This window comes from Martinezella calliandrae (assembly GCF_030272695.1).
Taxonomy (GTDB): domain Bacteria; phylum Pseudomonadota; class Alphaproteobacteria; order Rhizobiales; family Rhizobiaceae; genus Rhizobium; species Rhizobium calliandrae.
In genome coordinates this window covers 56378-79876 of the sequence record NZ_JARFYN010000003.1, presented here as the reverse complement: position 1 = coordinate 79876, position 23499 = coordinate 56378, and the positions used below count along the sequence as shown (strand labels likewise).

The window sequence follows — 23499 nt, the reverse complement described above, 5'->3', positions numbered from 1 at the left end:
GTCACTCGGCTCTCAGGTCAGTCAGGAAGTTCTCGCACCAGCGCGAAACATCATTTTCCAGCAGATGGTCCATCATACCGCGCCAGCGCTCGCGTCGCTCTTCCAGCGGCATGTTGATCCCGCGCGCCAGGGCATTTGCCGTGCCGTCCACGTCATAGGGATTGACCAGCAGCGCACCTCTCAATTCTCGCGCAGCACCGGCAAAACGCGAGAGCACCAGCACGCCGGGATCGTCCGGGTCCTGCGCGGCGACATATTCCTTGGCGACGAGGTTCATGCCGTCGCGTAGAGGTGTTACCAAACCGACTTTCGCCAGCCGGTAGAGGCCCGCCAGCACCGGGCGGCTGATCGAGCGGTTGATATAGCGGATCGGCACCCAATCGACCGTGCCGATCGCGCCGTTGACCCGGCCCGCCTGCTCGGCGACGGCATGCTGCATCGCCTCGTATTCCGGCACCTCCGATCGCGATTTCGGCGTGATCTGCAGATAGGTGACACGGCGCTGATGGGCCGGATTGTTGGTGACGAAGCGCTCGAAGGCATCGATGCGTTGCGTGATCCCCTTGGAATAATCGAGCCGGTCGACGCCGATGATCAGGTCGCGGCCCTCGATGCTTTGCCGCGCCTTGCGCACCATGCTGTGGGCTGCGGCTTTGCGGGCAAACTCGGCAAAGGCCGCCGTCTCGATGCCGATGGAGTAGGCGCCGCCGCGGAAGTTGTGGCCGTGAGCGCTGAAACGGCCGGGACTGTTTTCGACGCCCATGCCCTCGCGCTTCAAGCAACCGGCGAAATTTTCGAGATCGTATTTGGTCTGGAAGCCGAGCAGATCATAGGAAGAGAGGCCGCGCATGATCTCTTCATGCACCGGCATGGTGAAGAGCACGTCTGCCGGCGGCCAGGGGATGTGCAGGAAGAAACCGATGCGGTTCTTCAGGCCCATTTGCCTGAGCTCCGCCGCCAACGGAATGAGATGATAGTCATGCACCCAGATGATGTCGTCGGGCTCCACCAGCGGCGCCAGGCGGTGGGCGAAGAAGCGATTGACGCGGAAATAGCTGGCCATTTCCTTCCGGCCATATTCGGCGAGGTCCAGTCGATAATGGCAGATCGGCCAAAGTACGCGGTTGGCGAAGCCCTGGTAATATTCCTCGACATCGGTCTGGGTGAGATCGGTCAATGCGTAGGTGATGTTGCCGTCTTCGGTCAACACCAGCGGTTCGGGCTCTATGTCTCCGCTCGATTTGCCGGACCAACCCATCCAGACGCCGCCACGCTCTGCAAGGGCAGCTTGCAACGCCACGGCAAGTCCGCCCGCCGCCGCCGCCCCTTGGTTGTCGGGAACGGAAACACGGTTGGAAACAATGATGAGACGACTCACGGAATGCTCCTTTCAAGAGGGCCGCGGCGGTAGGCCGAAATGACCAAAATTGATTATTTGGCGAGCGCTGCGAGTATCTCTCTTAAACGCGCCGGCGAGGGAATGGATGCACGCGCCAGCGTCTTGCCGCCGGGCGTGCCGACGCGCACAGACTGACCGCCGAGGCGGTTCGCGACGCCGAACATTGTCTCGTCGGTAACGTCGTCGCCGATTGCGAGCGGCCGACGCCCGCTGAAGGGGGGCTCACCAAGAAAGGCTTCGACGGCATGTCCTTTGCTCGCGTGTGCGGGGCAAATCTCGACCACAAGCTTGCCATGCTGCAGGATCCAATCCGGGCCTGCTTCGTGCAGATAGCGCTGCATCGCTTCGGCGACGTCGCCTTCGCGTTCGGGTGCCAGCCGGTAATGAACCGCGACCGCAGCCCCTTTGTCTTCGACGAGAACGCCCGGCCAGGCTCCAACCTCCTGTGCGATCACTCGCTTCATCTCCTGGAAAGCGGGCGGAATCAGCGCGCGCCGCAAGCGCCCCGCCGCATCGCGGCGTTCGGCGCCGTGCAGACCGGCGACCGGGAAGTGGAACGGAGCAAACAGAGGGTCGACAAAGGCAACCGCGCGGCCGGTCACCAGCGCCAACGCGCCGTCGAGCTGGCGGGAAAGCGCCTGAAGCGCGAAGGGCAGGGACGGAGGCACGACAATTGCTTCCGGTGTCTCGGCAAGATCAAGCAGCGTTCCGTCGATATCGAGGAACAGCGCCCATTCCTGGGGATACAATGAGAGTGCGGTAAGCGCGGGCTCATTCGGCGGCGCCGGTTGGGCTTCACCCTGGTCGGGCTGTTCCTCGTAAGTCATGGGAGGTTAGCTATGGCACGCTTTTCGTTCGGCAAGAGAAAAACGATCACAACAAGGTTTATTCCGGGAATGATAGCCCGAACTATTGCAATATCAGCAACCGACAGATGCAAAAAAGGGCCGCCCGAAGCGACCCTTCCATGAGTTTTGGCCCGTAACTGGCCTGAAGCGCAAAACGCTTCCGGAAGGCTTGATCAGAGCGAGGGCTGCCTCGCAACGCTCACAACCATTTCCATGCCTGGTACGAGGACCGAAATCTCACTAGACATTGGATCACCTTCCTTTCGTTACGTTGTCGATATGCCTAACGTAACTCAAATTTTGCTGAATTCAAGAGTGCATATCGGACGAGGTGCGTCACTCTTCATGTCGTCTTGAAACGCAACGGCTCGTACAACTTTTGGGTGATATTAGAGCGTACCGCCTTGAAGAAGTATGTTCACAAAGAAAATGCTGCGACGCAAAATGTGATCGGACGGAACGTCAAATATCTGTCATCTTGTCCATCAATCCTTTGGTAAATTAAGAGTTTATTACCTATTCCGCACGAACAATCGTCCTTGATTTTGACATTCTCCCGCGACAGAGGAAGCAAGCGGGAATTGGAGCGAAAGACGCATGTGTCGCTGGGCAGCCTATCGTGGAGACCCCCTCTATCTGGAGGAGCTGGTGTCTTCTCCCGCCCACTCCCTGATCGAACAATCCCACTGCGCCACCCGCGCCAAGACCGCGACCAATGGCGACGGATTCGGCATTGCCTGGTATGGCGACCGGCCGGAGCCGGGCCGTTATCGCGATATCCTCCCGGCCTGGTCCGATTGTAATCTCAAGAGCCTGGCGCGTCAGATCCGTTCGCCGCTCTTCCTCGCCCATGTCCGCGCCGCGACCGGCGGCGGCACGCGCCGCGACAATTGCCATCCCTTCGTGCATGAGAACTGGTCCTTCCAGCACAACGGACAGATCTCCAATTTCGACCGCTTGCGCCGGCCGATGGAAGCGATGCTCGATGATCCCTTGTTTCAAGCCCGCAGCGGCACGACGGATTCCGAGCTTCTGTTCCTGCTGGCACTGCAGTTCGGTCTTGCGGCCAACCCGGTCGCCGCCATTTCGGAGACCATCAGCTTCGTCGAAGGCCTATCCGTCCATCTGACCGGTTCGGCGCTGGTGCGCTTCACGGCCGCTTTTTCCGATGGAAAGTCGCTGTATGCGGTGCGCTACGCTACCGACCGCAAAGCGCCGACGCTCTATGCCTCGCCTGTCGGCATCGGCTATTGCCTTGTCTCCGAGCCGTTGAATGACGATGTCGATGCCTGGACCGAAATTCCGGACGGCAGCAGCGTATTGATCGACGATATGGGCGTCCACATCACGCCCTTCCACCCGGAAAAGCGGGCATCCGCCGAGCCCGAGGCAGCTGCCGTTATTCCGGCTTGAATTGCTCAGCGATTACAGTCGCCAGACGCGCCGCCACTTCATCCTTCTCCAGGTCGGGCCATTGTTCGACGCCGTCATGGCGGATGAGTTTCACGCTGTTGCGCGTGCCGCCCATGATGCCGGTTGCCGGCGAGACATCGTTGGCGATGATCATGTCGGCGCCCTTGCGTTCCAGTTTCGCCTTGGCATTTGCCTCCACATCCTGCGTTTCGGCGGCAAAGCCGATGACGAGCTTCGGCCGCTGCGTATGATGGCCAACGGTCTTCAGGATGTCGGGATTTTCGGTGAGCGCCAGTGTCGGGATGGATTCGCCTGGATGCTTCTTGATTTTCTGATCGGCGGCTGAAGCGACGCGCCAGTCGGCGACGGCTGCGACCATCACGGCGATATCGGCAGGAAGAGCGCAAAGCACGGCATCGCGCATCTCTTCCGCCCGCTCGACATGCACGACGTGCACGCCCATCGGATCGGGAATGGAGACGGGACCGGAGACGAGTGTGACATCGGCGCCAAGGGCCGCGAGCGCCGAGGCGATGGCATGGCCTTGCCTGCCGGAGGATCGGTTGGCGATATAGCGCACCGGGTCGATCGGCTCATAGGTCGGGCCTGACGTGACGACGGCCTTTCTGCCTGCGAGCGGCCTTGCTCCGTCATCCAGTCGCATCTCGACGGCGGCTACGATCTCCAGCGGCTCGGCCATACGGCCGGTGCCGGCCTCCTTGCTCTCAGCCATTTCGCCGGACGTCGGGCCGACGAAGCGGATGCCGTCGCCCCTCAGTGTCGCGATATTGCGCTTTGTCGCCGGATTCGCCCACATTTTCGGATTCATGGCGGGCGCTGCAAGTACAGGCCGGTCGGTCGCGAGCAGTACGGTCGATGCAAGGTCATCCGCCAGGCCATTCGCCATCTTGGCCAGGAGATCGGCGGTCGCCGGCGCGATCAGAACGAGGTCGCAATCGCGCGCCAGCCGGATATGGCCGACATCCTGCTCGTCCTGCCGGGAAAACAGATCGGTGAAGACATAGTCTGCGGCCAGTGCGCCGACGGCAAGCGGTGTGATGAATTGCTGTGCGCCCGATGTCATGATCGGGCGGACGGTGGCGCCGCGCTCGCGCAGCCGCCGGATGAGATCGAGGCTCTTATAGGCCGCGATACCGCCGGAAATGATGAGAAGGATGCGTTTTCCCGCGAGAACCATGGCCCGAACCCGTCGCTTGTTTTTATGCTCATGAACCTAAGCTTTTGGCACACAATAGGCAATCGGCACTCGCGGTCAGCCGAGAATGTCGACGCAGAAGTCGACGAAGGCGCGCACCTTTGCCGGCACATGATGGCGGGACGGGTAAAAGGCGTAAAGCGGGTAGAGCTCGTCCTTCCAGTCCGGAAAGAGGTCGACAAGCTCTCCACGATTCAGAAAGTCCGTAATGCCGAGCGTGAAGACCTGAGCGATACCGAGACCCGCGAGACAGGTTCCCAACGTCGTTCCGGCATCGTTGACCAGGATGCGGCCGCGCGTCTCGACCGGAATGACCTTGCGCCCGCGTCGGAATTCCCACTCGAATGCGCGCCCGGTGCTCGGATCCTGATAGTGGATGCAGAGATGGTTGGCGACGTCGGCCGGCGTTTTCGGCCGGCCATAGTGCTCGATATAGGTGGGAGCCGCGACGGTGACCACACGGGTTTCGAGAAGCAACCGGGCAATCAGCGATGTCTGCGGCGGTTCGCCGAAGCGCAAGGCGACATCCATGCCGTCGGCCACGAGATCGCCGATCTCGTTTCGGGTCAGGATCTCGATCTGAAGGTCGGGATAGAGGTCGAGGAAAGCGCCGAGGCGCGGCGCCAAGACGAGGCGGGAGAAATAGGGATCGACATTGATGCGCAGGCGGCCGCGCACCGACTGGGCGACGCCGGCCACCGTCGTTGCGGCCTCCTCGATGCCGCTGAGAAGCGGCGCCACCTGCTTGTAAAAGCGCGCGCCGTCATCCGTCAGCCGCAATGCCCGCGTCGTGCGGTCCAGCAGGCGCACGCCGATGCGAGTCTCCAGCCTCGAGACTGCCCGGCTGACTCCGGAAGGCGTCAGACCGAGCACCTCTGCGGCCCGTACGAAGCTGCCGCCCTCTATCACTGCCGTCAGCACGCTGAGACCATTCAGCGATCGTCCGTCGAACATTGCGCCATCCCTGATTTTCTGTCAGCAATCATGAGGCGGCAGGACATTTGAGTCAAAGTCTTTCGAATGCGGAAAGGCCGCGGAGTGGAGTACATCCGCGGCCTTGCTTCAGATACTCCGGGTTTGGGCCTCGGAGATTGCTCATGCAGTCATCGATTACGTGCGAGTGATCGAAGCGCCGCCATCAACCAACGACGCGGTGCCGCTGACGAAGCTCGCATCGTCGGAGGCAAGGTAGACGACCGAGCGGGCAACCTCGTCAGGACCAGCGACGCGCTTCAGTGCATGCAGATTGGTGATAAAGCCCTGCTTGTCGGGCGTGTCGTTCATCTCACGATACATGTCGGTATCGACGGCGCCCGGCAGCACGGCGTTGACACGCACATTCTGCGGGCCGAATTCGGCTGCGAGCGCCTGCGTCAGGCCGATCAGGCCGGACTTGCTGGCGGCATAGGCGGCAACCCCTGGGAAGGCGAAGCTGTAGCCCACAAAGGTCGATGTGAAGATCACCGAACCGCCGCCATGCTTGACCATTTCGCCGATCTGGTGCTTTGCGGCGAGGAAAGAAGCGGTGAGATTGATCGTCAGCGCTTCGGCAAAACCTGCTTCGGAAACCTCGGTGCTCGGGCCGGCTTCACCGATTATGCCGGCATTGTTGAAGGCGATGTCGAGTTTGCCGTAGCGCTCGACGGCGAGGGCGACCAGCGCCTTGTGATAGGCTTCCGAACGCACATCGCCGGCAAGCGCTGCGGCCTCGCCGCCTGCGTCCTTGATCTCAGCGACCAGGCTTTGCAATTCCGGTGCGCGACGGGCGCCGACGATGACCTTGGCGCCTTCGGCAGCGAAGAGTTTGGCTGTGGCGCGGCCGATGCCGGAGCTGGCGCCGGTGACGATTGCGACTTTTCCATTCAAGCGATTCATTGTTCCATCTCCTGTGTGAGGACGTGTCTGTTGTTCCGTCCGATGCGCAGAGAATGGTGTTTTTCGATCGTTCGGATTAGTCTTTAAATCATGGAACTCGAATTCGGGATTGCCGAACGATGCTCAAGATTGAAGGAATCGCTGCTTTTGTGGCCGTTGCCGAAGCGGGATCGATCAGCGAAGCCGCGCGGCGGTTGCGTCTGTCGAAATCCGCCGTCAGCGAGCGGTTGGCCGAGATGGAAAAAACGCTCGGCGCCACGTTGCTGCATCGCACGACGCGTAAGCTGACCTTGACGGAAGATGGTCTCGCCTTCCTGGAGCGTGCATCGCGGATCGTACATGAGGTGCGGGAGGCGGCGGCCGATCTGGCAGAGCGGCGGGGCACGCTGACGGGCCCCCTGCGCATTGCCGCCCCAGTCACCTTCGCCCGCATGCATCTCGGCCCGGCACTCTATCCTTTCCTGGCCGATCATCCTGAAATCGAACTGACACTCGATCTCGACGACCGGCGTGTCGACGCTTCCTCGGACGGCTATGACGCCATCATCCGCCATGGGCCGATTGCCGATTCGCGGCTCGTTGCGTGGAAGCTCGCTCCCAGTCGCCGGCTTCTCGTCGCATCGCCGGACTATCTCAGGAGCAACGGCATGCCCGCATCGCTGGCGAACCTCGAGGATCACCGAGGAATATTCTACACAAACCGCGGCGTCGCCGATTGGCGGTTCCAGGGGCCGGAAGGTCCCGTGGTCGTCAGGGGGAAACTGGCGCTCGGCATCAATAATGGCGACGTGTGCCGCGATGCGGCGATTGCGGGGCTGGGTATTGCGCTGCTGCCGGCCTTCATCGTCGGCCCGGCGATCAACGAACGGCTGCTTGTCGAAATCGATGTCGGCTACAGGCCGGATGCAGAATTCATCTTCATGGCGCATCCCGAGGGGCGCAACCCCTCCGCAAAGCTGCGCGCCATCGCCGATCATCTGAAGAAGACATTCGGCGACCCGCCCTATTGGGACCCTGCTGGATAGTCAGGCGATCAGGCTCATCAGATTGGCCGCAACCGGCGAACGCTGCGCCTTGAGGGTGGTGAGCCCAAGCCGTGCCACCAATGGCGGTCCGTCGATCGGGCGGTAGGCGACGCCGTCAAGCTTGATCTGGGCGATCGAAGCGGGAACGATGGACACCCCGAGATTGGCGGCGACGAGATTGACGACGGAAGGGATCTGCGGCGCTTCCTGTGTCACCACCAATTCGAAACCTGCATCGCGGCAGGCGGCGGCGATGTCGTCATAGAGACTTAAACCCACCATGCGCGGGAAGAGGATGAAGGGCTCGCTCGCGAGCGCGGCGACCGGCACGCGGTCCTTGCCTGCAAGCGGATGATGGGCGGGCAGCGCGATCAGCATCGGCTCGTCGGCAAAGCGCTTGAGCCGGACGTCGCGCGGGTCTTCGAGGCCGGGGCGAATGAAGGCGGCGTCGATCTCGCCACGCATTAGGCGTTCCATCAGCGCATTGGTGTTCATCTCGGTCAGCGACAGGCGCACCCCCGGCCAGCGATTACGGAATTCGCGAATAGTGGCGGTGACGATCGTGTTGAAGGCCGAGGATGCTGTGAAACCGAGCGCCAGGCGGCCGATCTCGCCGCGATTGGCGCGCTGGGCGGCAAGCTTCGCCCTTTCCGCCGCATCCACGGCGGCCTTAGCCTCCGCAAGAAAAGCCTGGCCAGCCGCGGTCAACTCCGCCCCATGCGGAACACGGTGAAACAGCATCGCGCCCACTTCGTTTTCGAGATCGCGGATCTGCTGGCTGAGCGGCGGCTGGCCGATGCCGAGTTTGGCGGCTGCACGGGTGAAATTTCCAGCTTCCGCAAGCGCCAGAAAATAGCGGATATGACGTAGCTCCATCGCTATCTCCAAAACCTATTAAGATCGCCTGATCTATATATTGGACTAATGAAGCGAGCCTGACTAGATTTGAGGGCAAGAAAGGTTGTGTGTCCCCCATGTCCCGTGTCGCGCAAAAGCAAGAACTCACCGTCTCAGAAGCCTCGTCTCGCCCCGAATTGACGCTTGTCGAAAACGAGCCGAAGCTTGAGGCTCGTCAGTTCCTGGTGCGCGGTACGCCTGCCTACAAGCGTGCCACCATCGCGCTGTTCCTCTCCGGTTTTGCGACCTTCTCACTGCTCTATTGCGTGCAGCCGCTGATGCCGATCTTCTCCGAGGATTTTGGTGTCACACCCGCTGCAAGCTCGTTGTCGTTATCGCTTTCGACCGGCTTTCTTGCCTTTGCGATTTTCTGCGCTGCGGCTGTTTCCGAAAGCCTCGGCCGCCGCAGCCTGATGTTCATTTCACTGCTGGGTGCCGCCCTCTGCACGCTCGCCTGCGCCATCGCGCCGAATTGGCAGACGCTGCTGGTTTTCCGCGCGCTTGAAGGTTTCCTGCTCGGCGGGGTGCCAGCGGTTGCCATGACCTATCTGGCGGAAGAGATCGATCCGCGTGGCCTTGGCGGCGCCATGGGTCTCTATATCGCCGGCAACGCCTTTGGCGGCATGGCCGGCCGAGTTGTGACAGGCACTATCGCCGAATTCTTTACCTGGCGTCCAGCGCTTGCCGCCGTCGGCGTGCTTGGGCTGACTGCTGCCACCGGCTTCCTGCTTTTGCTGCCCCCATCGCGCAATTTCACGCCGCGCAAGGGGTTTGACGTCGCATTCCATATCAGGGCATGGGCGGGTCATTTCCGCAATCCCGCACTGCCGCTGCTCTTTGTCATCGATTTCCTGGTTATGGGCTCTTTCGTCACCGTCTATAACTATGCCGGCTTCCGCCTCGTTGCCGATCCCTATGATCTCAGCCAGACCGAACTCGGCCTGATCTTCACCGCCTATCTCTTCGGCATCGTCGCCTCCTGGCTTGCCGGCCTGCTCGGCGACCGCATCGGCCATTTCGTCGTGCTGCCCGCCGGCGTGTTGCTTGCCGCCCTCGGTGCCGCGATTACGCTGGCTACGCCGCTGCCATTGGTCATCCTCGGCATCGTCCTGGTGACCATCGGCTTCTTCGTCACCCATTCCGTCGCCAGCGCCTTGGTTGGACGCCTCGCTCGTGGAGCCAAAGGCCATGCTTCGTCGCTCTATCTGCTGGCCTACTATCTCGGCTCCAGCATTGCTGGCTCCGTTGGTGGTTATTTCTGGCTTGCCGACGGCTGGTCCGCCGTGGTTACCTTCATTCTCACCATGCTGGCCATCTGCCTTGTCGCCGCACTTGGGGTGGCAAGGCTGGCTCGCCGCTGAGCGATGAAATTCGAGGTTCACGATGATCCGCATCGACCATCTCGATCATTTGGTGCTGACGGTCGCCAGCATCGAGGAGAGCTGCGCATTCTATGCCCGTGTCCTCGGCATGGGCGTGGAGACCTTTGCCGAAGGCCGCAAGGCGCTGACTTTCGGCAATCAGAAGATCAACCTGCATCAGGCGGGACATGAATTCGAGCCGAAGGCCAAGCGCCCGACGCCAGGCTCTGCCGATCTTTGCTTCATTAGTCAGACACCCATCGACGACGTGATTGCTCACTTGAGGGAAAAGGGTGTTGCGGTGGAAGAAGGGCCTGTTCGCCGCATCGGTGCCACCGGCACAATTCTGTCAGCCTATTTCCGCGATCCGGACGATAACCTGATCGAAGTCTCCAATACCGTTTCCTGAGATTTGGGGCGCCGCATGGTCGGCATTCTCTTCCCCTATATAGGTCAGCCCATTTTCGGGCCACTTGACATGCAGCGCTGTCAACGTTATTAAACCAAAAAGTTAATTAACTGATTGGTTTAGAAATTGCATGGACACGTTGAGCATGACCCTGTCCGCTCTTGCCGATCCGACTCGCCGGGCGATTCTGGCGCGGCTCGCAACCGGCGAAGCTTCGGTTTCCGAGCTGGCGGAACCCTTCGACATGTCGCTGGTTGCCGTTTCCAAGCATCTGAAGGTGCTGGAAAAAGCCGGCCTGATCTCGAAGGGCAGGGAGGCGCAGTGGCGCCCGTGCCGGTTGGAAGCCAAGCCGCTCCGGCAGGTGGATGACTGGCTGGAGAGCTATCGCCAGTTCTGGAACGACAATCTCGATCGTCTGGAAGCATACGCAACGCTATTGCAACAGGGAGGAACTGATGACCGCAGCAAATGAGATCAGGAGACCGCGTCCACTGCGCGAAATTGTGCTGAATCGCGAAATCGCAGCACCTCGCACATTGCTGTTTCGCCTCTGGACCGAGCCGAAACATCTGATGCGTTGGTGGGGTCCCCAGAACATGACGGCGCCGTCCGTCTCCGTCGACCTGCGTGAAGGCGGCGCCTGGCGGCACTGCATTCTCACGCCGGAGGGCAGGGAATATTGGAGCCATGGGCGCTATCTCGAAATCGTCCCACCCGAACGCCTCGTCTTCACCTTCGCCTGGGAAAATCAGGACGGCAAACCCGGCAACCCGATGCAGGTTACCTTGGAGTTCCATGAGCTTGGCGAGAAGACACGTCTGGTCTTCCGCAAGAGCGAACTGCCTGACGACACCGAGCTGAGGCTGCAGACCGGCGGCTGGGAGCAAGCCCTCGACAAATATGTTGCCTATGCAGAAACCACCTCAAGGGAAGGATGAGCGTGATGAAGAAGACCTATCACGGAAGCTGCCATTGCGGCGCGGTCAGCTACGAGGCCGATCTCGACCTGCAGGGGGGCACTTTCAAATGCAACTGCTCGATCTGCAAGAAGAAGCGCAATTGGCTGGCAGTTGCCATACCCGCCGATTTCCGCCTGACATCGGGCGAAGACAACATCGGCGAATATCAGTTCGGCCCGCGCGTTCTGCATCATCTGTTCTGCAAGACCTGCGGCATTAGCTCCTTCAACTGGGGTGAGAATCCAGCACTCGGCGGCAAGTTCTATGCAATCAGCATAAGCTGCCTGGACGATGCCACCGACGAGGAACTCGCCGCCCTTCCCGTCGGCTATTTCGACGGCCGCGACGATCGCTTCGATCGTGCGCCGGAGGAAATGAGGTATCTTTAGGTGTCCGACAAGGACTCCCAGTCCTCGAAACGCAACTTGTGAATACGCTGAAATTCCCTGACGTTATGCGTTATCAGGATCAGATCGCGGGCGATTGCCTGACCCGCGATCAACACATCATAGGCACCGATCGGCGTGCCGAGGGAGGCAAGAGCCGCGCGAATTTCGCCGGCCGCACGGGCATCTTCCTTATCGAAATCCAGCGTCTCGAATTGCAGGCCTTCCACCCGCGCAAGGTTCTCGGCAACACGCTGGCCCTTGTAGGCGCCATAGAATAGTTCGTGCACTACGATGGCCGGAACGGCGAAATCCTGCGGCTTGTGTCTGCGAAGTTCGCTCACGAAGCCGGGATGCCCTTTCATCAAGGCGATGACGGCATTGTTTTCGAGCAGATACTTCACTTGAAGATATCCAGCTCGGGGCGTTGCTGCTCAGCCGGCTCTTCCTCGGTCGCTTCTACGAAGTCTTGATCGAGCGGCCCCGTAATCGCCTCCAGCCAATCCCAATCTTCGGCGATCGGTTCCAGAATGATTGCTTTTCCCTGCCGCCGGATACGCACTTCTTCGCCGTCGAGGCGGAATTCCTTTGGCAGACGCACGGCCTGTGAGCGGCCGGACCAAAATATTTTTGCGGTGTCCATGCCATAACTCCCTTGAGATATGACATTGATATATAGCAACTGCAGTACGATTTCAATTCGAGGCGTTATGATCCCCCCTTTGTTGCCAGCCAGATGATGTGACGTGCACCGCTCTTGCCGTTGGCTCGCGTATTGACTGCCTCGGCGGCGAAACCGCTGTCGCTCAGCCGTCTTGTGAAACCCCGATCGGGACCGGAAGACCATACTGCCAACACACCGGCCGGACGCAACGCGTCACGCGCCGCCTTCAGGCCTCGATAGTCGTAAAGGCCGTCATTGGCTTCGGATGTGATGCCGTCGGGGCCGTTGTCGACATCGAGCAGGATGGCGTCGTAAGTTGCCTTGCTTGCACGGATGAGCGACCGCACATCGCCTTCATGAATGGCAACGCGCGGGTCGTCGAGGCAGCCGTCGAAGACCGTTGCCATCGGCCCGCGGGCCCATGTCACAACGGCGGGAACCAGTTCCGCAACCCTGATCGTGGCGTCCGCACCGAGTTCGCCAAGTGCCGCACGCAAGGTGAATCCCATGCCGAGGCCGCCGATCAGTATGTGCGGCGCCTTCCGGCCCTTGATCTTCTCGCAGGAAAGCGTGGCAAGCGCCCGCTCGGAGCCGCTCAAGCGGCTATTCATCAGCTCGTTGGTGCCGAGCATGATGGAAAATTCCTGGCCGCGCTGCTTCAAACGCAGCTCGCCGCCACCGGGGATTTTCGCAGTGTCGAGCAAGGTCCAGGGGATCACGGGCAACTCTCCAAAGCAATTCCAGGAAAATACGCAGCGGTTTTCCGCCCGGAATTGCGTGTATAATAGGTCGTTTCGATTTGCTCGGGACCATAATCTCTTGAGGCGGGTAAGAACAGACGTACTTATCCGAGGCGGATATAGGGCACATCCTTTTTCGCAACTTCGTCCAGCGCTTCCTCATAGCCGGCATCGGCATAGCGCATGACGCCGAGCGCTGTGTCGTTGGTCAGAGCGTGATCGAGCCGTTCGTCGGCGGCAGGCGTGCCGTCGGCAACCACGGTCACGCCGCAGCTCGTCATATAGCCGGCATAGCCGCCGCCGCCGGAATGGACGACGACGAGATCGGCCATGGACGAGCAAAGCATCATGGCATCGATCAGCGGCCAGTCGGCGATGGCGTCGGAGCCATCCTTCATCCGCTCGGTCATGATGTTCGGATGCGCCATAGCGCCGGCATCGAGATGATCGCGCGAAAACGCGATCGGGCCTTTTAGCTCGCCGCTTGCCACGAGCTCGTTGACGCGGCGGGCAAGTGCCGTGCGCTCGCCATGGCCGAGCCAGGCGATGCGTGCCGGCAGCCCCTCGAAGGGAACATGCTCCCGAGCAAGGCGGATCCAGTTGGTGATAATCTTGTTGTCGGGGAACATCTCCAGCAGCAGGTCGTCGATGCGGGCAATATCGCTTTCTTCGCCCGAAAGCGCCATCCAGCGGAAGGGGCCGATCGCGCGGCAGAAGAGCGGCCGCAGATAGGCCTCGGTAAAGATCGGGATATCGAAGGCGTTGGTAACTCCGCCTTCCTTCGCCTGGGTGCGGATCAGGTTGCCATTGTCGAAGACTTCGGCGCCCTTTTTCTGGAAATCGAGCATGGCCTTCACATGCTCGACGATCGAGGCGCGGCTTGCCGCCATGAGCTGGCCCTGGCCGTCATCGCGGAGATCCTTGACCTGCTGCAAGCTCATGCCCTTCGGCACATAGCCATAAACGAGATCATGCGCCGAGGTCTGGTCGGTGACGATATCGGGCACGATGCCGCGCCGCGCGATCTCGGGATAGATCTCGGCCGCATTGCCGACGAGACCGACGGAAAGCGCCCGCTTATTCTTGACTGCGGCATCGATCATCGCAAGGGCCGAATCCAGATCCGGCGCGATCTCCTGAAGATAGCCGATCTGCTGGCGCTTTTTCGCGCGCTCCGCATCGATATCGACGCAGAGGATCGCGGCGCCTGCCATCCGGCCGGCAAGCGGCTGTGCACCGCCCATGCCGCCGAGACCGGCGGTCAGCACGAAACGGCCGAAGAGATCGCCTCCGAAGCGGCGTTCCGCGATGCGCATGAAGATTTCATAGGTGCCCTGAATGACGCCTTGGCTGCCGATATATTGCCATGCGCCGGCGGTCAGCCCGCCCCAACAGATCAGACCCTTGCGCTGCAGCTCGTAGAACACTTCGGCCTTCGCCCATTGCCCGACGATGTTGCAGTTCGCCATGACGACGAGCGGCGCCTTGTCATGCGTGCGGATGAGGCCGATCGGCTTGCCAGATTGGATAAGCAGCGTCTGGTTCTCATCCATTTCGGTCAGCGCCTTGACGATGCCTCTGTGCGCCGCCCAGTTGCGAGCCGCCTTGCCAAGTGCGGCGTAGACGACGAGGTTGTCCGGGTCCTCGCCGACCGAGAGCACGTTTTCGAGCAGGCGCAGCAAGGCCTCTTGCCGCCAGCCCCTGGCGCGCAGCTCCGGGCCGCCCGGAATGGGAAATTTCGGGTGACGTGGATTGGCTTTCGGCATGGAATTCCCTTCCCTGATTGATCGTTGTTTCGGCAGCCGCTACTTCGGCGGCAGGCCTTCGACGAAATTCAGCGCGGCCAGAAGTAGCCGTTTGCGCAACATGTCATTGCCGTAGGCGCCAGGCCCGGCGCGTACCCATCCCTTCATTTCGCGGCCACCTGACAGCATGGGCTTGATATCAGGCTGCTCCAGCGCCCATGCGTCGTTGCCCTTGCCGAGGCGTACCAACATCCCGTCCTCGCGGGCGCCGCAAAGCAGGTGGCCGTTGAGAAGAAGGGCCCAGCCGCCGAACATCGCTTTTTCGCTGAGCCCTGGCCGTTGCCCGAGCTCCTCTTTCAGCAATTCCTCAAGACCTGCATCGCGGGCCATTGTCTTCTCCCAATGCTGTCAGCCCTTCTTGCCGGTCAGGGCGTATTTGGCGATCTCGATACCCATCGCCTTTTCGACAGACGGATAGACGGTTGGATCGAGCACGCTGGCCGAAAGCGGGATGATGTCCATCGGTACATGCAGGATGAAGACATGCATGCCCTCATGCAGTTGGCCGACGCTCAAGGGTTCGCCTTCGGGCAACAGCGTAGTGATGACCGAAGGAAATGTTGCCAGACGCTCGCCGTCGGCATCCTCTACCGCCATGTACTCATTCATCACATGCATGGTGACGGCCTTCTCGCCGGAACCGACCGTGATGGTGCCGATGTCGAAGGCTTCCTTGGTGTAGACGACATCCTTCTTGCCGATCGTGCCTTCGGCAATAATGTGGCCGCCGGTTGTCTTGCAGATAGCGTCGATGACGGCGCTGCCGCCCTTCTTTTCCGCCTCGATGATCGCTTCGCCGAGCGAGAGCGCCATGGAGATGCCGCCGAGCGCCGCGTGCGTTCGGACATAGGAGGCGCGTAGCGGATTGCGGCAGGAGGCGATGAAACCGCCGGACTGGTCGGATGCCGCGCGCAGGATCGGCGAAATCTTCGCCGTCGCACCCTTCACCACCAATTCGATATAGCGGTTTTCCGCGCGATTGCCGCCGACGGCCGTCTGGATCATCTGCTCGGGCGAACCCGCCATGCCGATAGAGCCCATATCGCCGGTCGGGTGCGCGCGGATATCGCCGACCGCATCCACGACCTTGGTGCCGAGAATGGCCGACGGCAGCCAGCCGTTCAGCGTCGAGGACCGGCCGTTCTGGCCGATGATCAGCCCAGAGAGCCTCTCGCCGAGTTCGTCCTGCAGGATCTGCACGGCCTTCACATAGTCGATGCCCTGCATCTCCCAAGGCGTGGTGGACGCCGGCGCGCCGATGGCGGCCGCCGTTGCGATCCAGTCGTTGTCAGCGAGCTCCTCGATCGATACCAGCTCTGGCTTGCCGACATTGACCGCCGCATAGCCGAGCATGCGGCCGTGATCGGCCCAACCGCCTCCGCCAGCCGCATAGACGGAGCCACCCTTGACGGCCGCCTCGACATCCTTGGCAACGAGTACGCGTCCCATTGACTACTCCCGGTTCTGTTTGAGGTTCTTGTCCATGTCGCGTACCGCTTCGAAAAGAACGGCGGCGCCCATGGCGATGTCATCATTCTCGGCCCATTCCTCGGCGCAATGGCTCCGGCCTTCCTTGCAGGGCACGAAGATCATGGCGGCAGGCGCGACCTTGGCAATCCAGGCGGTATCGTGACCAGCACCTGATGCCATGCGGCGATGCTTTGCGCCAACCGTGTCGCAAGCCCGTTCCAGCGTTTCGAGCAACACCTGAGCGCCCGGCGTCGGCATGTTATCGGAGACGCGCACCGGCGGGTTGATCGTCACGCCATAGTCCGCGGCGATGGTCTGCACCTGACCGTCGATCCAGGTTAGGAACTGTTCCATGTGGCTGCGGATTTCGGCGCGGCCGTCGATCAGCAGCACGACTTTCGATGGCACGACATTGGCGGCGTTCGGCTCGATGCGGAATTCGCCGACCGTTGCGGCGAAATGGCCCGGCTTCTTTGCCTGTTCGGCTGCTCGGCTCCGGATGTCGAGCACGAGCTGCGAGGCTGCCACCAGCGCATCCGAGCGCCGGTCCATCGGCGTCGTACCGGCATGGTCGGCGCGGCCTTCCACGGTGATCTCGATGCGGGTGATGCCGGCGATTGCAGTCACGATTCCGATATCCTTGTTCTCGGCTTCCAGTACCGGACCCTGCTCGATATGCAGCTCCAGGAAGCCGGCGAGATCCGGGCGCTTCTGCGTCAGCAGCACCGAGGGATTGCCGCCGACCTCGGCAATTCCGTGCGAAAGCGTGCGGTCGCCGCTGGTGCGGGTGAGCCACGCCTCGGGGATCTGCCCGGTCATGCTGCGACTGCCGATGCAGGAGACGCCGAAGATGCTAACTTCCTCGGCCAGGAAATCGACGATCTCCAGGTCATGATCCAGCTCGATACCGCGCTCCCTGAGGGAGCGGGCTACTTCCAGCGCCGAAATCGTACCGGCAATGCCATCGAAGCGGCCGCCATCGGGCACGGTGTCGGAATGCGAGCCGACCATAATTGTCCCGAGGCCGGGTTTTGCGCCGGCGCGGCGGCCGATCAGGTTTCCGCCGGCATCGATGCGGGTCTCCAGCCCCGCCGCCTTCATGCGCGCTTCGATATAGGCACGACCTTCCAGAAAGAGTGGCGAGAAAGCGCGGCGCGTCCAGGGATGATCGGGCTCGGTGATCCGGGCAAGGGCGTCGATATCTTCGGCAATGCGATCGGCGTTGACGGGTAGATTGTGGCGTTTTGATTGGTTCATTGTAAGGCCTCTCCGGCGATGATCTGGCGGGGAAGTGGCCGGACGAATCTGCCGCTGCCTGGCTCGGCCAGCACTTTGTTTCCATTGGCAATTTGCTTGCCTCTGAGATACGCGGCGGACACCGTCCAAGGCAGGCGGATGCCGTTATAAGGGCTCCAACCGACGACATTGTTGCCGCTCGAAGCGGCGTCGTAGACGGTTTCCCGCGGCTCCAACACGACGATATCTGCATCCCTGTCGGGCGTCAGCGCGCCCTTGACATGGTCCAAGCGGAAATGCTTGGCGGGATTCTGCGCCATCAGCTTCGCTGCCCAGGTGAGCGGCACGCCTCGTTCCAATGCGCCCTTGACGAAGAGCGGCACCATGACTTCGAGGCCTGGAACGCCCGATGCATTCGCCAGCATGTCCGGATTGGTCTTGCGATTTTCCGACCAGCTGACATGGTCGGTCGAGACCAGCCAGACATTGCCTTCAGCCACCTTGCGCCACAGCGTCTCCACTTCGGCGCGCGGGCGGATCGGCGGATTGATTTTCGCCTTGCCGCCGAGGCGCTTCACGTCGCTTTCCTCGTTCAGGGTCAGATAGTGGATGCAGCACTCCACCGTCGCCTCGAAGCCGTCGCGGCGGTAGGCGCGAGCAATATCGTAGCCGCGGCCGAGCGAGCAATGCACCACATGCGCCGGGCAGCCGGTGTCCGCACCGGTCTCGAAGATGGTGTGCATGGCGAGCAGTTCGGTGATCGGCGGCCGTGATAGACCATGCGCGCGGTAATCGGTAACGCCGCTCGCTTTCACCTGCTCCATATAGGTCCGTACCGCTTCATCGTCCTCGTTATGCACGCCGGCCGTCAGTCCCGTCGGGGCGATCGCGGCAAAGCAGGCGTCGAGCAAGGCGGGCGGGATGCGCGGGAAGCGCTTCGGGTCCGTGCCGAATGTCGAGAATTTGAAGGCGGCGACGCCGGCCTCGACCATTTCGCGGATGCGTGCGGGACCTTCCTCCGGGTCGACCGTGCCGTAAAGCGCGAAGTCGACACGAGCTTGCGGCGAGGCATGGTCGATTTTCTTCTTCACGGCTACCTCCGAACAGACGAGGTTGCCTTCATCATAGGGCATGTCGACGATGGTGGTGACGCCGCCCGCCGCTGCTGAGCGCGTCGACCAGATGAAATCCTCCTGGTCCTTCTGAGAGAGCGAATGCACCTGTGCGTCGATCGCGCCGGGCAGGATCAGCGCTTTTCCGAGGAGATGCCGTTCGCGCGCTGCGGGTGGGATGCCGATGCCGATCTGGGCGATCTTGCCCTCACGCACGGCGACATAACCCTCCTCCACGATGCGTTCGGGCAGAACCACGGTGCCCTGCAAAACGAGATCGAAGTCAGCCATGTCCAGTCTCCGTTCAACCGTTTCTTCAGATCGCCACAGCGTCGCGATAAAGCCGCTCTTCGACCCGCTCCAGCGAGCCGAGGGCGAAGAAATCATCATAGGCGAGGATCGGCGCCTGGGCGATCATTTCGGACACGAAGGCCTCAGAACCGAGTTCCTCTTCGATCGCTTCGACTTCCGCCGAAAGCGGCCGGTCGACGACGTAGAATTCGGCATGTTTGCGCACGACGTCGTATAGCATGCGGGCCACACCCTCCGGCTTGTCGCCGAGAATGTCGATCGCCTGCGCCGAGAGCAACGCTTCCAGCGCCGCAAGGCGTTTCAGCGCCCGCATTTGCCGCTCGAAACGTTCGATGACCAGCGGCAGGAAAGCCGCTTCGTCCTCCATGCCGGCGGCGACCACTAGAGATTGCGCCGATACCGGATTAGACATGGACAGCACCCGCGAAAAGATCTCGCCGGCAAGCTTGATGATCGGGCCGAAACCGGTAGCTATTTTGCCTTCCGGCACCAAATTGACCGGCAAGCCGCGCCGCTGGCCATTGCCGAGCAGGACGCATCGATTGAAGGCGTTGCGCGCTGCATGCGCCATGCAGATGACCGCAGCCTCGAGCAGGATTGTCACATCGAGCGGCAAGGAGCCACCCGACGTCATGACGCGACCGTCGACGATGACGGGGTTATCGTCGGAGCGGCCGGTCGCGGCCAGGATCTTGTGGCCGGCGGTCAGGAGATTTTCGATCACCGCGCCGAAGACCTGGCCGATCATGCGCAGGCTTAAGGGGTCCTGCACATGCGTCGCGACGGGCCAAGGCCATTCTTCGGAGGCATTGCAGAGCCAGGCGCCGATTAGAGCCTCGCGCGCCGTGCCGACATGGCGTACCGCGTGCCAGGGATCACGCGAGGCGCCAAGCGCGCCGGCCGCCATCATGCCGGTCGCAAGCAGCACACGGGTCGAGGAGGCGGCATTGCGGGTCGTCTCGGCTGCCGCTGCGAAACTTACAGCATTGACGCTGAGCGAGGCCAGGCTGTCGCGCGGCAGCATCTTTACCGGAGTGACACCAGCCGCTGCAAACGCATCGGCCGCCTGCATGCGCCGGCCGTGATAGACGGCCTCGCCGACCCCGGTCAGCACCGCTCCGATCTGGCCCATCAGGCCGATATCGGCGCAGCCGATCGAGCCGGTGCGGCGCACAACGGGAATGACATCCGCATGCAGAAGCTGGAGATAGGCGTCGATCAGCTCCGGTGAGCAGCCGACCCGGCCGGTCAGCGCCGTATTGACGCGGATCGCCATGGCGTTGCGCACGACGGACATGGAAAAGGGGGCTCCGGTGCCGAAATGATGCGCACGCACCAGACCAAGATTGAAGGTGTCGAGGTCCTCGGGCGACCACTCCACATCCTTCATCGCCCCGACACCGGTGGTCGAGCCGTAGACGGGCATGCCGGCCTCGATCGTGCTTTCGAGAACCTCACGCGCCGCGCGCACACGCGCCAGACCTGTTTCCGATGCCGTGGGCATCACGACGCCGGCGCCGATCCGCACCAGATCGCTGAACCCCAGGGGCTGTCCGGTGAGTTCGATGTCGGCCTTCTGACGCTCCATATTGCTGTTCTCCTTTCCTGCAAGGCTAAGCGAGCACCATTGATTTTGGGATATCCCAAATGACGAACACCTGCCGCGCACATATGCAAAAGCACACGCAAAACCTGCCGCAGCGCCTTCAATGACGCACTACAACCGAAAGGGGGAGATACGCACTTCCATTAAACGGCATAGCCGTAGAAATAGGTCAGCTCAAATGCCATGCAATATAAAGCAGCGTCAGCGCGATGATCCAGAGCGCCAGGCGTCCTGAACGGCTGTGTTTCGCTTCTGCCTTGCCGATCGCTTCCGCTGTCTGCGGATCGAAGCGCAGGCCGGTTTCGCTCATAGCGAGGAGTTCGTGGTGGAATTTTTCGGTCTTGGCGGCGATTTCGGGGGCAGCTTCGGCGAGTTTCACGGCGGCTTTCAAACCGTCGCGCAGGTCGGTTACAATGCGCTTGGGTCCGAGATTGGTGCGGATCCAGTCACCGACGACGGGCTCCGAAGCCTTCCACATATTGAAGCGCGGATTGAGCATGCGCGACACGCCCTCGACCACGACCATGGTCTTTTGCAGCATGACCAGCTCCGGCCGCGTCTCCATATCGAAAAGCTCGGTCACTTCGAAGAGTAACGTCAGCAGTTTGCCCATGGAAATCGTTTCGGCCGGCTGGCCGTGAATAGGCTCGCCGATCGCGCGGATCGCTTGCGCGAAACTCTCGGTATTATGATGTGCCGGTACGTAGCCGGCTTCGAAATGCACCTCGGCAACGCGAACGTAGTCGCGGGTGATGAAGCCGAAGAGAATTTCGGCAAGGAAGCGCCGCTCCTTTTTGCCGAGCCGCCCGACGATGCCCATGTCGACGGCCACGATCTCCCCCTCGGCATCGACGAAGAGATTGCCTGGATGCATGTCGGCATGGAAAAAGCCGTCGCGCAGCGTGTGCCGCAGGAAAGACTGGATCAGCGTATCGGCGAGCACGTTGAGATCGTGGCCGGCCGCTTTCAACCCCTCGACGTCAGACATCTTGACGCCGTCGATCCACTCCATGGTGATGACGTCCCGGCCGGTGCGCTCCCAGTCGACCTTAGGGACGCGGAAGCCGGGATCCTTCATAGTGTTTTCGGCGATCTCGGACAGCGCTGCCGCCTCCAGCCGCAGATCCATCTCCACCTTGGTCGTCTGCTCCAGTGTCCGCGTCACTTCGACGGGCCTTAGGCGGCGGCTCGACGGCATGAAGCGTTCCTGCAGATGGGCGACAAGATACATCGCCTTGATATCGTTTACGAAACGCTGCCGAACGCCAGGCCGGACCACCTTGACTGCAACGCGCTTGCGGCCTTCTGCGGTCTGCACTTCCGCCGGATGTACCTGCGCAATCGATGCGGCGGCAATAGGTTCGTCAAAGCTTACATAAAGATCGTCGACCGGGCGACCGAGCGAACCCTCGATCGCAGCCCTTGCCGCGGCCTGCGGAAAGAAAGCCATGCGGTCCTGCAATTGCGACAGGTCATTGGCCATGTCGACGCCGACCACATCGGGTCGCGTCGCCAGGAACTGGCCGATTTTGACATAGGAAGGTCCGAGGCGCTCGACGGCCTTGGCCAGACGGTCGCTGCGCGCCTGGGTCTTGGCGCGGCTGCGGGCAAAAATGCTGACGAAGGATTTGGCAAGGCTGACGGAGGGCGGCAATCCTTCGGACGGAAGCGCGATGACCACGCCTTCGCGCACCAGCACCCAGCCGACCCTGACAAGGCCGAAATATGCGTTGAAAGCACTCATCAGGTCTCAAGGTCTCGCTTGATGCCAGCCGAAAACCGCTTCACATTTTTCGGTATCATGCGTCAGAGCTTCCATCCGGAGTGCAGGGCGGCGATACCGCCGGTATAGTTGGTAAAGCTCACGCGCGAAAAGCCGCCCTCGCGGATCATTGTCGCGAAATCCTGCTGGTTCGGAAACTTGCGGATCGATTCCACCAGATACTGATAGGGTTCGGCATCGCCGGTGATCGCCTTGCCGAACTTCGGAATGGCGTTGAAGGACCAGGCGTCGTAGACACGGTCGAGCAGCGGCAGATCGACTTCGGAAAATTCCAGCACCAGCAGCCGGCCGCCGCGCTTCAGCACACGATAGGCTTCTTTCAGCGCCACATCGATATGCGGCACGTTGCGGATGCCGAAGGCGATCGTGTAGGCGTCGAACGAATTGGGCTCGAAGGGCAGTTCTTCGGCATTGGCTTCGACGAAAGTGAGGTTGTCGGTAAGCTTCTTCTTCGCCGCGCGCTCGGCGCCGACGGCAAGCATCGATCCGTTGATGTCGAGCACGGTCGCATGTGCCAGCCGGTCCGAGGCCTCGACGATACGGAAGGCGATGTCGCCCGTGCCGCCGGCGACGTCGAGAACCCTGTAGGCAGGGTCCTTGCGCGGATTGAGCGCAGCGATCATCGCGTCCTTCCAGGCTCGGTGCAGGCCCATGGACATGACGTCGTTCATGATGTCGTAGCGCTTGGCGACCTTGTGGAAGACCTCGTTGACGAGGCTTTGCTTCTCGCCATCGGCCACTTCGCGGAAGCCATAGGATGTTTCCATGCCGCCTTCGGCGGAGGTGCGGCTTTCTGCCATCAGTTCAACTCCGTTACACTAGAGCGCCGCGCATCACATGTGACACGCAAAGGTCGCTGTAGCACTTTAAATCTGCTGCATAATTTTATTCTTAAATCGATTCCGATCTAAGGAATTATGCAGTAATCAGCGGCGGACCATAGCGAAATCGCGTTTGCCACGCTATCTCATGAGCCAGGTCAC

24 protein-coding genes are annotated in these 23499 nt (G+C 61.3%); 7 read left to right on the top strand and 17 right to left on the bottom strand.

Annotated elements, in window-relative coordinates:
• Window position 1: 1 nt before the first annotated feature.
• Both otsA and otsB read right to left on the bottom strand, forming a co-directional pair.
• Complete coding sequence (gene otsA, locus PY650_RS03320; RefSeq protein WP_285877639.1) at window positions 2–1378, bottom strand: alpha,alpha-trehalose-phosphate synthase (UDP-forming); 1377 nt, start codon at window positions 1376–1378, stop codon at window positions 2–4.
• A gap of 53 nt (window positions 1379–1431) precedes the next feature.
• A complete protein-coding gene (otsB, locus tag PY650_RS03315) occupies window positions 1432–2226 on the bottom strand; it encodes a trehalose-phosphatase (RefSeq protein WP_285877638.1) in 795 nt (264 codons plus the stop codon).
• Window positions 2227–2844: 618 nt separating this feature from the next.
• Between otsB and PY650_RS03310 the strand changes: the two genes are divergently transcribed.
• Window positions 2845–3660 carry a class II glutamine amidotransferase gene (locus PY650_RS03310; RefSeq protein ID WP_285877637.1) on the top strand — a complete coding sequence of 272 codons (816 nt, stop codon included), beginning with the start codon at window positions 2845–2847 and terminating at the stop codon, window positions 3658–3660.
• Here PY650_RS03310 and coaBC read toward each other — a convergent pair.
• From coaBC to PY650_RS03295, 3 genes are all read right to left on the bottom strand, one after another.
• Window positions 3647–4858 carry a bifunctional phosphopantothenoylcysteine decarboxylase/phosphopantothenate--cysteine ligase CoaBC gene (coaBC, locus tag PY650_RS03305; protein WP_285877636.1) on the bottom strand — a complete coding sequence of 404 codons (1212 nt, stop codon included), beginning with the start codon at window positions 4856–4858 and terminating at the stop codon, window positions 3647–3649. The genes PY650_RS03310 and coaBC overlap by 14 nt on opposite strands.
• Before the next feature lie 75 nt (window positions 4859–4933).
• Window positions 4934–5830, bottom strand: a complete 897-nt coding sequence (locus PY650_RS03300) for a LysR family transcriptional regulator (protein WP_285877635.1) — start codon at window positions 5828–5830, stop codon at window positions 4934–4936.
• 156 nt (window positions 5831–5986) lie between these two features.
• A complete protein-coding gene (locus PY650_RS03295; protein ID WP_285877634.1) occupies window positions 5987–6751 on the bottom strand; it encodes an SDR family oxidoreductase in 765 nt (254 codons plus the stop codon).
• Window positions 6752–6870: 119 nt separating this feature from the next.
• Here PY650_RS03295 and PY650_RS03290 point away from each other — a divergent pair, with 119 nt between their 5' ends.
• Window positions 6871–7776 (top strand): LysR family transcriptional regulator, encoded by a 906-nt coding sequence (locus PY650_RS03290; RefSeq protein ID WP_285877633.1) that lies wholly within the window; start codon window positions 6871–6873, stop codon window positions 7774–7776.
• On the opposite strand, the gene PY650_RS03285 is transcribed toward PY650_RS03290, so the two are convergent.
• Window positions 7777–8652 (bottom strand): LysR family transcriptional regulator, encoded by an 876-nt coding sequence (locus PY650_RS03285; protein WP_285877632.1) that lies wholly within the window; start codon window positions 8650–8652, stop codon window positions 7777–7779.
• Window positions 8653–8750: 98 nt separating this feature from the next.
• Between PY650_RS03285 and PY650_RS03280 the strand changes: the two genes are divergently transcribed.
• The 5 genes from PY650_RS03280 (at window position 8751) to PY650_RS03260 (ending at window position 11791) form a co-directional block, all read left to right on the top strand.
• Window positions 8751–10034, top strand: a complete 1284-nt coding sequence (locus tag PY650_RS03280) for an MFS transporter (RefSeq protein ID WP_285877757.1) — start codon at window positions 8751–8753, stop codon at window positions 10032–10034.
• A 22-nt stretch (window positions 10035–10056) separates the two neighbouring features.
• Entirely contained in the window at window positions 10057–10443 is a 387-nt protein-coding gene (locus tag PY650_RS03275; protein WP_285877631.1) for a VOC family protein, read from the top strand.
• A 130-nt stretch (window positions 10444–10573) separates the two neighbouring features.
• Window positions 10574–10915: an ArsR/SmtB family transcription factor gene (locus PY650_RS03270; protein WP_285877630.1), complete on the top strand. Its 342-nt coding sequence runs from the start codon at window positions 10574–10576 to the stop codon at window positions 10913–10915.
• Window positions 10899–11381, top strand: coding sequence for an SRPBCC family protein (locus PY650_RS03265; protein ID WP_285877629.1), 483 nt, complete (start codon window positions 10899–10901; stop codon window positions 11379–11381). Before PY650_RS03270 ends, PY650_RS03265 begins: the two co-directional genes overlap by 17 nt.
• Before the next feature lie 5 nt (window positions 11382–11386).
• Window positions 11387–11791 carry a GFA family protein gene (locus PY650_RS03260; protein ID WP_285877628.1) on the top strand — a complete coding sequence of 135 codons (405 nt, stop codon included), beginning with the start codon at window positions 11387–11389 and terminating at the stop codon, window positions 11789–11791.
• On the opposite strand, the gene PY650_RS03255 is transcribed toward PY650_RS03260, so the two are convergent.
• From PY650_RS03255 to ubiE, 11 genes are all read right to left on the bottom strand, one after another.
• Window positions 11788–12192: a type II toxin-antitoxin system VapC family toxin gene (locus tag PY650_RS03255; RefSeq protein ID WP_285877627.1), complete on the bottom strand. Its 405-nt coding sequence runs from the start codon at window positions 12190–12192 to the stop codon at window positions 11788–11790. The two genes, PY650_RS03260 and PY650_RS03255, sit on opposite strands and share 4 nt — an antisense overlap.
• A complete protein-coding gene (gene vapB, locus PY650_RS03250; RefSeq protein ID WP_285877626.1) occupies window positions 12189–12431 on the bottom strand; it encodes a type II toxin-antitoxin system antitoxin VapB in 243 nt (80 codons plus the stop codon). Before vapB ends, PY650_RS03255 begins: the two co-directional genes overlap by 4 nt.
• Window positions 12432–12496: 65 nt before the next feature.
• The gene (locus tag PY650_RS03245; protein WP_285877625.1) at window positions 12497–13171 is read right to left on the bottom strand and encodes a spermidine synthase; all 675 of its coding nucleotides are present in this window, start codon (window positions 13169–13171) and stop codon (window positions 12497–12499) included.
• A 125-nt stretch (window positions 13172–13296) separates the two neighbouring features.
• Window positions 13297–14958 (bottom strand): thiourocanate hydratase, encoded by a 1662-nt coding sequence (gene ertB, locus PY650_RS03240; protein ID WP_285877624.1) that lies wholly within the window; start codon window positions 14956–14958, stop codon window positions 13297–13299.
• 39 nt (window positions 14959–14997) lie between these two features.
• Complete coding sequence (locus PY650_RS03235) at window positions 14998–15327, bottom strand: TfoX/Sxy family protein (RefSeq protein WP_285877623.1); 330 nt, start codon at window positions 15325–15327, stop codon at window positions 14998–15000.
• Window positions 15328–15345: 18 nt separating this feature from the next.
• The gene (gene ertC, locus PY650_RS03230) at window positions 15346–16446 is read right to left on the bottom strand and encodes a thiohydantoin desulfurase (RefSeq protein ID WP_285877622.1); all 1101 of its coding nucleotides are present in this window, start codon (window positions 16444–16446) and stop codon (window positions 15346–15348) included.
• A gap of 3 nt (window positions 16447–16449) precedes the next feature.
• Window positions 16450–17724, bottom strand: coding sequence for a Zn-dependent hydrolase (locus PY650_RS03225; RefSeq protein WP_432761483.1), 1275 nt, complete (start codon window positions 17722–17724; stop codon window positions 16450–16452).
• Entirely contained in the window at window positions 17721–19106 is a 1386-nt protein-coding gene (ertD, locus tag PY650_RS03220; protein ID WP_285877621.1) for a hydantoin-5-propionate amidohydrolase, read from the bottom strand. The genes PY650_RS03225 and ertD overlap by 4 nt, the downstream gene beginning before the upstream one ends.
• Window positions 19107–19131: 25 nt before the next feature.
• Window positions 19132–20715: an aromatic amino acid lyase gene (locus PY650_RS03215; protein ID WP_285877620.1), complete on the bottom strand. Its 1584-nt coding sequence runs from the start codon at window positions 20713–20715 to the stop codon at window positions 19132–19134.
• Between the two features lie 187 nt (window positions 20716–20902).
• Window positions 20903–22477, bottom strand: coding sequence for a 2-polyprenylphenol 6-hydroxylase (ubiB, locus tag PY650_RS03210; RefSeq protein ID WP_285877619.1), 1575 nt, complete (start codon window positions 22475–22477; stop codon window positions 20903–20905).
• A gap of 62 nt (window positions 22478–22539) precedes the next feature.
• Complete coding sequence (ubiE, locus tag PY650_RS03205; protein WP_285877618.1) at window positions 22540–23316, bottom strand: bifunctional demethylmenaquinone methyltransferase/2-methoxy-6-polyprenyl-1,4-benzoquinol methylase UbiE; 777 nt, start codon at window positions 23314–23316, stop codon at window positions 22540–22542.
• Window positions 23317–23499: the final 183 nt, after the last annotated feature.